Genomic DNA, 9,592 nt, shown 5'->3' with positions numbered 1-9,592 from the left:
CCGGCGGGGCGGGTGTTGGGGCGGCCCGCCGGGCCCCCCCCCCCCCCCCCATCCCGCAACCCCCCCCCCCTCTGGGGGGGGGGGGGGGGGCCGCCCCCCCCCCCCCCCCCCCCACCCGCCTCGATCAGCTCAGCGACAAGCAACCCTGCAGGGTCTGGAAGTCGCCGGCGAAGCCGATGCCGCCACCGCAGGTGGGTCCGGTCACGCCGGTGACCGTCACGGTGGCGCCCGGACCGGCGATGCCGATCGACAGGCCGGGCCGGACTCCGGTCGTGGTCACGGTCGCACCGGGACCGAGGGCGATCGCCGCCGGTCCGGACAGCGCGGTCGAGCTGGCGGCGGCGGTGCCGCCGTTCTGCGCGATGGCCAGCGACAGGCTGGTCGGGCCCGCGTTCGCGGCGGCGGTGCCGCCGAGACCGTAGGCCGCGGCGGCCGCGCCCTCGGCACTGGTGGCCGAGCATTGCGCGCCCGCCGCCGAGACCGAGGTGGCGGCGGCGCCGGGAGCCGGGCACGCGGTGTCGGCGGCCGCGGCCTCGGGCGCGGTCAGGCACAGCGCGAACACGAGCGGGACGGCCCCGATCAGGGCGGCTCCGGTGCGGCGGGTGAGAGCGGAAGGATGCATGGCGTTCTCCTACGTGGTGATCGCCGCGGCCACGACATCGACGGTGCGCGCGACATCGATCACCGGTTTTCGGATAGCGGGTGTGGACTGCCGCACGGGTCTGGGTGCGGTATAGCCCTCACCTTAGCGAAAACGATGCAAAAACGATGCGTTTTATGATTCCCGTTGCCCGAGCGGCCGACGGTGGCCGAAGCGTTAATCTGGCCCCGAGGCCGCCGTCGATCTCGTCGGGCGACTCGCGTTCGGAAGGAGACCGCCGGTGACCGCCGCCCAGGAGCAGCAGGCCTATCCGGTTCGGGTGGTGGCCGAGCAACTCGGGATGCCGGTAGCGACCCTGCGCAGCTGGAATCAGCGCTATGGCATCGGTCCGCAAGGCCATCGGGCCGGGCGGCACCGACTGTATTCGCCCGCGGACATCGAGGCGGCCGCGCGCATGCTCGAATTGGTGCGCTCCGGCGCCAGCCCGGCGAGCGCGGCCCGCGCCGTGCTGCCGGTGCGCGGGATCGCGCGCCCGGCCGACGATCTCGGTGCACTGCTGGACGCGGCGTCGCACCTGGATTCGACGCGGCTCACCGGCATTCTCGAAGCACAGCTGGCCGAGCACGGGGTGGTGGACACGTGGGAAGAGCTGTGCCGCCCCGCGTTCGCCGACATCACCGCCCGCCAAGCCCACGGCCAGGGCTGCATCGATGTCGAGCACCTGCTGTCCTGGGCGATCGTCAACACGGTGCACCGGGTCGCGCCGGCCCCCGTTCAGGCCGGCCACGGCGCGGTCATTCTCGCCTGCGCCCCCGGCGAATTCCATTCTCTGCCTCTCGAAGTCCTGCGCGGCGCGCTCGCCGAGCAAGGCATCCACGCCGACATGCTCGGCGCGGCACTGCCTGCCACGGCGTTGGCCCAAGCCCTGGCCCGGCGCCACCGGCGCAGCACTGCGGTGGTGTGGTCGCACAGCCCCGAAACCGCGGACCCCCAGTTGCTTACGACGGCGGGCGCCGTCCTGGTGTACCCGGCCGGGCCCGGTTGGGACGACGCCGCGCTGCCCCCGGACGTCCGTGTGCTGCGCAGTCTGCGCGCTGCGCTCACCGAATTGCGGGGCAGCCCAACCGGTTTGGCACAGTGACAGCCCGGCGGTGCGGCGCGGTCGGCCTGATCGCATGCGGAGGGACCTTTCCTGGAGCGGTCAGCCGGCGGTGACCGCGACCGGGTCCCGGGGGAGGGGCGGCGCCTCGTCCGCGGTGTGGCTCGGCCACCAGATCCGCGGCCCGGCAAGGCTGAACAGGGCCGGGATTACTACGGTGCGGACGACGAAGGTATCGAGCAGAATGCCGAGCCCGACCACGATGCCGATCTGGGTCAGGGTGATCAGCGGCAGCACCCCGAGCACCGCGAACACCGCGGCGAGCACGACGCCGGCGCTGGTGATCACGGCGCCGGTGGCGGCGACCGCGCGAACGATGCCCTGGGTGGTCCCGTGCGCGGGTGTTTCCTCGGCGGCCCGGCTGACCAGGAAGATCGTGTAGTCGACGCCGAGCGCGACCAGGAACAGCAACGCGAACAACGGCACGTTGGTGTCGAGCGCGGGAAAACCGAAGAGGTGCGCGCTGATCCAGCCGCCGAGACCCAGCGCGGCCAGCGCGCTGAGCACCGTCACCGCGACCAGCAGCACGGCCGCGGGGATCGCGCGCAGCAGCGCGAGCAGCACGACGAAGACGACCAGCAGGATCAGCGGCAGCACCAGCGTGCGATCGTGCCGCGCGGCGTCGCGGATATCCAGGGCCTCGGCGTCGCTGCCCCCGACCAGCGCGTCCGCACCCGGCACCGCGGCCAGGCTCGACCTGATCTGCTCGATGGTCGTGAACGCCTGCGCCGATTCCGGTCCGCCGTCGAGGACTACCGACCATCGACGCAGTCCGTTCGCGGCGTCGCCGGTCGCGTTCGCGCGGGTCACGCCCGGCGTCGAGGTCAATCGGCGCTCGACCTCGGCCGTGGCTTCCCGGCGCGCCACCACCACGGTCGGAGCGGCCGCGCCCGCCGGGAAATGCGTTGCCAGCGTGTCGAATCCGGCGACCGACTCGGCGGTGACCCGGAACTGCTCGGTTCGGGACAGCCCTACCCGCAGCCCGAACAACGTGGTCGCGCACACACCGAGGGCCGCGAGGGCGGCGACGGCGACCAGCGCCGGTCGGCGCACCACCCGGGTCGCGATCGCGTGCCACACCCCGGTGTCGGCCGCGTCCCGGCCGTCGCACCGCGGAACGAAGGGCCAGAACACATTTCGTCCGCACAGGGCGAGCGCCGCGGGCAGGCCGAGCAGCACGAAGACCATCGCGACCAGCAGGCCCGCCGCGGCCAGCGCGCCGAGGCTGCGCGTGCTGGGCAGCGTGGCGGCGAGCAGGACGAGCAGCGCGGTGACGACGGTGAGGTTGCTTGCGAGAATTGCGGGCCCGGCGCGCCGGACGGCTCGGCGCAGCGCGCGCCGGTGATCACCGTCCGCATGCAATTCGTCGCGATATCTCGACACCAGCAGCAGCGCGTAGTTGGTGCCCGCGCCGAACACGAGCACGCTGGTGATGCCGGCGGTCGAGCCGTCGAAGGTCAGCCCGGTCATCCGGGCCAGCACGGTGCCCGCGCCGGCGGCGACCCGGTCGGCCGAGCCGACGACGAGGAGCGGGATCAACCACAGCACCGGGGACCGGTAGGTGACGATCAGCAACACCGCGACCACCGCGGCCGTCACCGCGAGCAACGTGACGTCCGCGCCGGAGAACGAGTCGGAGATGTCCGCGCCGAAGGCCGGGCCGCCGGTGACTTGAAACGAAAGGCCATCGGGCGCCGTCGATTTCGCGGCGGCGCGCAGTTCGTCGATCCGCTCGGTCAGCGCGAAGCCGTTGAGCCCGGCATCGACGGTGACCGTGCCGATCGCGGCTTTCCGATCCGGCGCGAGGACCGGGTCGGGAATCGGGGTGGTGGCGGGCTCGGCGTCGAGCATTCGCCGCAGTGCCGCCCGGGTGGCGCCGAGTTGATCGTCGGTCAGCTCGGCGCCGTCGCCGCGGCTGGCCACCAGGATCGCCGCGGCGGTGTCCGCGCCGGGGAACGCGTCGAGGGCATGCTCGGCCCGGGCCGATTCGGCTGTGCCGGGCAGTGACCGCGGCGCCTGACCGGCCGAGTCGTTCTGGCCGGCCACGCCCATCAAGCCCGCGGAGAGGGCCACGAGGGCGAGGAGTAGCAGCCACGACGTGCGGGCCGTGACCGCCGAGGCGTAGCGGTCCCAGAGGTTCACCACGCGACTCTCTCAGATAATTAACCTTTAAGCAACTGAGAGAAAAATTCTGGCTAAGCTACCCGAACCTGTGGAAAGGGAGCGTCGATGACCGAAGGCCGAGCCGATCGGCAACGCCGGGAACGCGCGGAGCTCGAGACCGTGATCGCGCGGGACATCCGCGCGCTGACGGCGGCCTCGGAGCAGATCGGTCATGTGTTCGCCCGGGCGAACGCGCTGCGGCCCAACGACTTCCGCGCCTTGATGCTGGTCGCGGTGGCGGACATCGAAGGAGCGCCGCTCACCTCAGGGCAACTGGGCGAACTGCTCGGTGTCTCCTCCGCCGCGGTGACCTACCTGGTCGAGCGGATGATCGCCTCCGGGCATCTACGGCGGGAGGCCGACGAGTCCGACCGGCGCAAGGTGCTGCTGCGCTACGACGCACACGGCATGGCGGTCGCCCGCGGCTTCTTCACCCCGCTCGGCGAGCGCACCCGGGCGGCGATGGCGCGCTTCGACGACCGTGCACTCGATACCGCGCACCAGGTCATGGTCGCGCTCATCGGTGCGCTGCGCGAGCACTACGATGATCCGCCCGACGAGCCGTCGTAATCTCGAACACTCTCCGGCTCAGCGGGTTTCAGCGGGGATGGCGCATGCGATCGATCCGTTCCAGCAACGCCTCCAGGGCATCGTCGAACTCGGCGAGACTGTGGTCTTGGGACAGCAACGGTTGCAGCCGAAACAGATTCGGGAACTCCGCGAGTTCGCCGGCCGGTGCGCCAGGCCCGGCCGGGGTGAGCGAGTTGTGCGCCGCGACCTCGAGCAGCAGCTGGCCCAGCAGGAACGTGGTGTAGGACCGATACGCGGAGACCACGGCGTCGTCGTCGAAGCCGTAGGACAGCAGGGTGTCCAGGAACGTCTCCATCCACCGAAGGTTGCCCAGCGGGGGCCGAACCCACGGCGCCCGGGTCGGCGCGGTCGCCGCCGGGAGCGATCGCGGATCGGTGAGCGCGATCCGGCGGACGCCATGCGCGAGCCGCACCAGGAAATCTTGCCAGTTGCCCGACGATGACGCGTCGAGGAGGCAACTGGTGATCGCGTCATCGGTCTCGGTGTCACGTCCGTCGACGGAACCCTGGCCGTACATTCGACACAATGTAGCTGGGCGCGTTTACCTTGTAAACTAGCCAGGTCAGGGTCGCATTTGCGACCCGGACCGGCGAATCGGCATGGGGAGTGCCGACCGAGCGGCGTCGCGTCCTCGGTGTCGCGCGAGTGGGGAGCGTCCGGGGTGAAATAGGCTGACCGTTGGTCTTGCTTCAACGCGTGTAGTGAGGGGAAGTCCCGGTGGACGATCATCACGACGGTCGCGTCGAGGATTCGGCGACGTCGCCGGACTCTCGCGACTCGGAGTCGAGCGAGCGCGACGACTCGCGGACACCGTTGAACCGCCGGCTGATCCTCGAAATGGCCATAAAACTCGTCGATCAGCAAGGACTGGTCAAGCTCACCATGCGTCGGCTCGGTGCGGCGTGCGGCGTCGAAGCCATGGCCCTGTATCGATACGTACACAGCCGGGAAGACCTGCTCGGCGGCATGATCGACCTGCTGATCGAAGACCTGCACACCGACCAGCTCGCGGCGCGCCGCAAAGAAGACGGCTGGCAGGACTTTCTGCTGCGACTCGCGCACGGGGTGCGCCGGATCGCGCTCGATCACCCGGAGTTGTTTCCGTTGGCGGCGACCCGTCCGCCGGAAGCGCCGTGGGTGCGCCCGCCGTTGCGGAGTCTGCGGTGGATGGAGACCTTTCTGAGCACCCTGCTGGCTTACGGGTTCGACGATGACGCCGCCGTTTCCGCGTATCGGTCCTACACCACGTTTCTGCTGGGCCAGCTGCTGCTGGAGGTCGCCGCGCGCGGCCCGGAGAGTACGGCGGAAGCGGAAAGTTCCGGGGCCGGCGGCCTCGCGGACTTCCCGAATCTAGCCCGGTTACAGGCGAAACTATCGCAGGACCATAGCGCCGCGGAGTTCGAGGAAGCACTGGAAGCGCTGCTGGACCGCATCGAACTCATGCACACCACCGGCTGAGTGGCGTCGCCGTTTCGCGCGCCGCGGTTGACCGGCCGCGGCGAGGATACAATGTAAACTCGGGTCCGTGACCGATTGTGATCCCATGCCGACAGCCGAGCAAGCGCACCGTCCGGCCGGGACTCGGTGCTCGATCGAGGCCGGTGTGCACGACGGTGCGAACGTTCTGCGGGTCGGCGGCGAGATCGATGTGCTGACCGCTCCGGCGTTGGACGCGGCGATCACCGACGTGATGGCCGCCGACGACGCGGCCCTCGGCGTCGTCGTAGACCTGTCGGCGGTCTCCTTCCTGGCTTCGGCCGGTCTGGCTGTGATGGCGGCTGCCGCTCAATCCGCTTCGCGCGGAAACCGTTTGGTCGTCGTGGCGAACAATTCGGCCACCCTGCGCCCGATGCAGGTAACCGGCCTGACCGGCCTGCTGAGCGTGTGCGCCACCGTCACGCAGGCGTGCGTTGCCCTGCGCGGGGGGCGCGCGGCCGTTGACGAGGTCACCGGCTCCGTCGAAGCGAGCGGTTAGAACGAAACGCGGGTCAGCGCGAACACGGTGATCTCGCCGCGGCCGAGCTTCCGATGTCCGCGCGGATACGCCTGATCAAATACTCCAGTTATCTTGTGCGCCAACCGTAATGGTGTGAGCCTCCGGCGCGCCTCGGCTCGGCGCGGCAGGTGCAGGGCAGCAACGTGTTTGCGCGTGATGAGCCGAGGTCGTGCTGCGCGAGATGCGAACTGGCAAGGGGTGCAGGGGAAGCGGGCATGAGGCGTTCATCGGCTCGTGCATCTAGGTGCTGGGCGTCGCGACGCCGCCACCGTGGCGTGTGAGCCGGTGGCGGAGCAGGTGTTCCGCCTGTTCCGGCAAACCGACGAGCCGGAGGGAGCGCATCAACTGGATATACCGGCCGCGTACCTGTGTCGGTCTACGGGGCAATATGCCGAGGCCATCAGCGGTCCGTCGCGCCGATGGTCGCAGGAGACACCTGGACCGCCCCGCGGCGGCCGCCGCGATGTACGCAGCGGCCGCGGCGCGCAGTGCCGCGGCATACGGTCTCGCCGACGACCTGACCCTGACCCTGCGGACAAGGCAGATCCTGGCCGGCTGGAATGCCGGAACCTGATGCTCAGCGCACTATTTCGGCGACGCCGAGCATGTTGCCTTCGCTGTCGCGGAACCAGGCGGCTCGTTCCCCGCGCCCTTTGCTCGGGTAATTGCCCTCGATGTCCATGATCCCGTTCACCGCACCGTCGTACTCTTCGAACACCACTCCGCGAGCACGTAATTCGGCGACCGTCGCCTCGATATCGTCGACATAGAAGCCGAGTTGCGTGAACGATCCATCCGACGCGCCGGCCGAGGTGAACAGGCAGAAGACCCCCGTCGCCCCCTCATATCGCAGTCCGCCGTCACGCTCCTCCGCCGGTTCGAGGCCGAGCTTCTCGGCGTACCAGCGGCGGGCACGCCCGAGATCCTGAGTAGGGATACGAGCTTCGATCCGCGCGTTGTCCAGCATCTTCGCATGTTAACCAGGTTCGCGGTATCAGTGTGCTTTCACGCTGGGACTGTGGGCGTCGCGCCGGTACGTGTAGTGAATGAGTCCCTGTTGAAACTTGCCCACGTTGTCGTAAAGAGCGCGAGCCGGGGCGTCTTCCAAGGTATTCCAGTAGAGGCCGGGGAAGCCGCTTTCCTCGGCGTCCCGTGCCACCCACTGGATCACGGCCGTCGCCACACCGCGCCGCCGGACTTCCGCGTCTACGTACAAGTCCGCCAAATAGCATTTTCGTGAGTACCAGATACTGGCGTGGAAGAGGTAGTGCGCGATAGCGACCATCTTGCCGTCGAGGCGGGCGGCGATTCCGCGTATCTGTTCGTCGTCGAGCAGTCGTCGCCAGGCACGTTCGTAGTCGGTGTCGCTTCGTTCGACCGCGAAGTAGTGGTCTTTGCCCCGTGCCAGCACTTCCCAACCGGCGCGGTCGGATTCGGTCAGCAGGTCGATTTCTACCACGCTGACCATCCTGCCCCACAGCTGAGCCGGTGGTGGATCGGAAGCCATGCGGCACTGGCTGATTCGGGCCTCATCGGTACAGCCGTTCAGGTTCTGCGGGTGATGACCATGATGTATTCGCAGGGGGCGTTGGTTCGGTTGGCGAAGCCGTGGTCGGCGTCGGCTTGGATGAAGAGGGAGTCGCCGGTGTCGAGGGTTTCGATGATGCCGCCGATGGCGACGGTGAGGGTGCCTTCGAGGACTACGAGTTGTTTTTCGGTGCCGGGCGGGTAGGCGGGGAGGAGTCCGGTGGAGATCTGGGCGGGGAGGTGGTGGACGATCATTTCGGCGCCGCCTGCGCCGGGGGCCGCGGACACTATGTGCCGTTCGAAGCCGGTTTCCGGGTCGCGGAAAATGGGGCGTTCGTGTTTGCGCATGGCTACGGCGACGCCGGGGGTGGCGGCGGTCGGCCCGCCGATCAGGTCGGAGAGCGATGCGTCGAGCGCGTGCGCGATCTTGGATGCGACGCCGATCGTCGGGCTCTTCTCGCCGCGTTCGACTTTGGAGAGCATCGCCCGGCTGACCGACGACTGGATGGACAGCTGCTCCAGGGTCAGGCCCGCCTCCTCGCGCCGGCGGCGCACGTTGCCGCCGAACGCGCCGGCCAGGTCGTCACCGTGCGATGGTTCGGCCGCGTTTCCGTCTTGCTCGACCACCTTGCTCCTCGATCGCCGGGACCTTCGCTGTGCATAGTGTGTCTTCTTCTAAAGAAGATACACTCTCCTATCGGAGAGGCGCGATCTGCGCCGACACGATGGAGGTTCCATGCAATTGATCTCGAGTGGCCGGCACCATGCCACGTTCGAATTCGGCGATCTGCGGGTGATCTCGCTGCGCGACGGGTACATCGACATGCCGCCGACCCGGCTCCGCGACGAGGACGGGTGCGCGTTCGGTGAGCTGCCGCCGGCCGTGCCGCTGGCCGGCGACAACTTGCGGCTGGCGGTCAACGCCTTCTACGTCACCGACGGCGCGCGGTCGGTGCTCATCGATACCGGCGCGTCCGACGTCTGGCACGACCCGACGATGGGATTGATCTACGACGCACTCGATGAAGCGGGCGTCGACCGCGCGGAGATCACCGATGTGGCCATCACCCACCGGCACGAAGACCACGTGAGCGGCCTGGTCATGCCGGACGGGGCGGAGGCTTTCCCCGAACTCGAGCGGGTGTGGATCGGCGCGGGCGACCTCTCGGTGTTCACGGGCCGGCTCGAGCCGCTCCGCGAGCGGGTCGTTCCCGTGTCGGAGCAGGTCGCGATCAACGACTGGGCCACCGCGATCCCGACCCCGGGCCACACGCCCGGTCACACCGTGTACGGCATCCGCAGCAGTACAGGCCACCTGCTCGCTTGGGGCGACACCGTGCACGTGCCCACGCTCCAATTCGATCGGCCGAACGTGACCTGGGAGTTCGACGGCGACCAGTCCCAGGCCCGCGCCGCGCGAGGGGTCCTCCTCGAACAATTGACCAAGCCTGATCACTTCGTGGCCGGCGCCCACCTCGACTCACCCGGCATCGCCCGGGTGACCGCTTCCGGCGATGGGTACGCGTTGGAATACCTCGCCCCAACGATCGGCTGA

At 69.2% G+C, this 9,592-nt stretch carries 11 protein-coding genes and 1 pseudogene; 6 read left to right on the top strand and 6 right to left on the bottom strand.

Going from position 1 to position 9,592, the window contains the following annotated elements; translation table 11 throughout:
* Positions 1 to 124 precede the first annotated feature (124 nt).
* Positions 125 to 622 (bottom strand): DUF6764 family protein, encoded by a 498-nt coding sequence (locus tag AB0M22_RS30215; protein WP_364733972.1) that lies wholly within the window; start codon positions 620 to 622, stop codon positions 125 to 127.
* 259 nt (positions 623 to 881) lie between these two features.
* Here AB0M22_RS30215 and AB0M22_RS30210 point away from each other — a divergent pair, with 259 nt between their 5' ends.
* Positions 882 to 1,742 (top strand): MerR family transcriptional regulator, encoded by an 861-nt coding sequence (locus tag AB0M22_RS30210; RefSeq protein ID WP_364733969.1) that lies wholly within the window; start codon positions 882 to 884, stop codon positions 1,740 to 1,742.
* Between the two features lie 60 nt (positions 1,743 to 1,802).
* Here the strand turns inward: AB0M22_RS30210 and AB0M22_RS30205 are convergent, their stop codons facing one another.
* Positions 1,803 to 3,902 (bottom strand): MMPL family transporter, encoded by a 2,100-nt coding sequence (locus AB0M22_RS30205; RefSeq protein WP_364733966.1) that lies wholly within the window; start codon positions 3,900 to 3,902, stop codon positions 1,803 to 1,805.
* 87 nt (positions 3,903 to 3,989) lie between these two features.
* Between AB0M22_RS30205 and AB0M22_RS30200 the strand changes: the two genes are divergently transcribed.
* Positions 3,990 to 4,493 carry a MarR family transcriptional regulator gene (locus AB0M22_RS30200; RefSeq protein WP_364733963.1) on the top strand — a complete coding sequence of 168 codons (504 nt, stop codon included), beginning with the start codon at positions 3,990 to 3,992 and terminating at the stop codon, positions 4,491 to 4,493.
* Between the two features lie 28 nt (positions 4,494 to 4,521).
* On the opposite strand, the pseudogene AB0M22_RS30195 reads toward AB0M22_RS30200, so the two are convergent.
* Positions 4,522 to 4,941 (bottom strand): annotated as a pseudogene (locus AB0M22_RS30195) (TetR/AcrR family transcriptional regulator C-terminal domain-containing protein); the annotation flags it as partial.
* Positions 4,942 to 5,351: 410 nt separating this feature from the next.
* Between AB0M22_RS30195 and AB0M22_RS30190 the strand changes: the two are divergent.
* From AB0M22_RS30190 to AB0M22_RS30180, 3 genes are all read left to right on the top strand, one after another.
* On the top strand, positions 5,352 to 5,972 hold the full coding sequence (locus tag AB0M22_RS30190) for a TetR/AcrR family transcriptional regulator C-terminal domain-containing protein (protein WP_364734069.1): 621 nt from the start codon (positions 5,352 to 5,354) through the stop codon (positions 5,970 to 5,972).
* An 85-nt stretch (positions 5,973 to 6,057) separates the two neighbouring features.
* Complete coding sequence (locus AB0M22_RS30185) at positions 6,058 to 6,489, top strand: anti-sigma factor antagonist (RefSeq protein WP_364733960.1); 432 nt, start codon at positions 6,058 to 6,060, stop codon at positions 6,487 to 6,489.
* 409 nt (positions 6,490 to 6,898) lie between these two features.
* The gene (locus AB0M22_RS30180; RefSeq protein WP_364733957.1) at positions 6,899 to 7,084 is read left to right on the top strand and encodes a hypothetical protein; all 186 of its coding nucleotides are present in this window, start codon (positions 6,899 to 6,901) and stop codon (positions 7,082 to 7,084) included.
* A gap of 3 nt (positions 7,085 to 7,087) precedes the next feature.
* Here the strand turns inward: AB0M22_RS30180 and AB0M22_RS30175 are convergent, their stop codons facing one another.
* The 3 genes from AB0M22_RS30175 to AB0M22_RS30165 all read right to left on the bottom strand — a co-directional run bounded on the left by AB0M22_RS30175 (position 7,088) and on the right by AB0M22_RS30165 (position 8,664).
* Positions 7,088 to 7,477, bottom strand: coding sequence for a VOC family protein (locus AB0M22_RS30175; RefSeq protein ID WP_364733954.1), 390 nt, complete (start codon positions 7,475 to 7,477; stop codon positions 7,088 to 7,090).
* 27 nt (positions 7,478 to 7,504) lie between these two features.
* The gene (locus AB0M22_RS30170; protein WP_364734066.1) at positions 7,505 to 7,978 is read right to left on the bottom strand and encodes a GNAT family N-acetyltransferase; all 474 of its coding nucleotides are present in this window, start codon (positions 7,976 to 7,978) and stop codon (positions 7,505 to 7,507) included.
* Between the two features lie 77 nt (positions 7,979 to 8,055).
* On the bottom strand, positions 8,056 to 8,664 hold the full coding sequence (locus tag AB0M22_RS30165; protein ID WP_364733951.1) for an XRE family transcriptional regulator: 609 nt from the start codon (positions 8,662 to 8,664) through the stop codon (positions 8,056 to 8,058).
* Between the two features lie 109 nt (positions 8,665 to 8,773).
* On the opposite strand from AB0M22_RS30165, the gene AB0M22_RS30160 reads away from it, so the two are divergent.
* Positions 8,774 to 9,592, top strand: coding sequence for an MBL fold metallo-hydrolase (locus AB0M22_RS30160; protein ID WP_364733948.1), 819 nt, complete (start codon positions 8,774 to 8,776; stop codon positions 9,590 to 9,592).

This window comes from Nocardia sp. NPDC051756, from assembly GCF_040681495.1.
GTDB lineage: Bacteria > Actinomycetota > Actinomycetes > Mycobacteriales > Mycobacteriaceae > Nocardia.
This window is presented reverse-complemented; position numbering and strand designations above follow the sequence as displayed.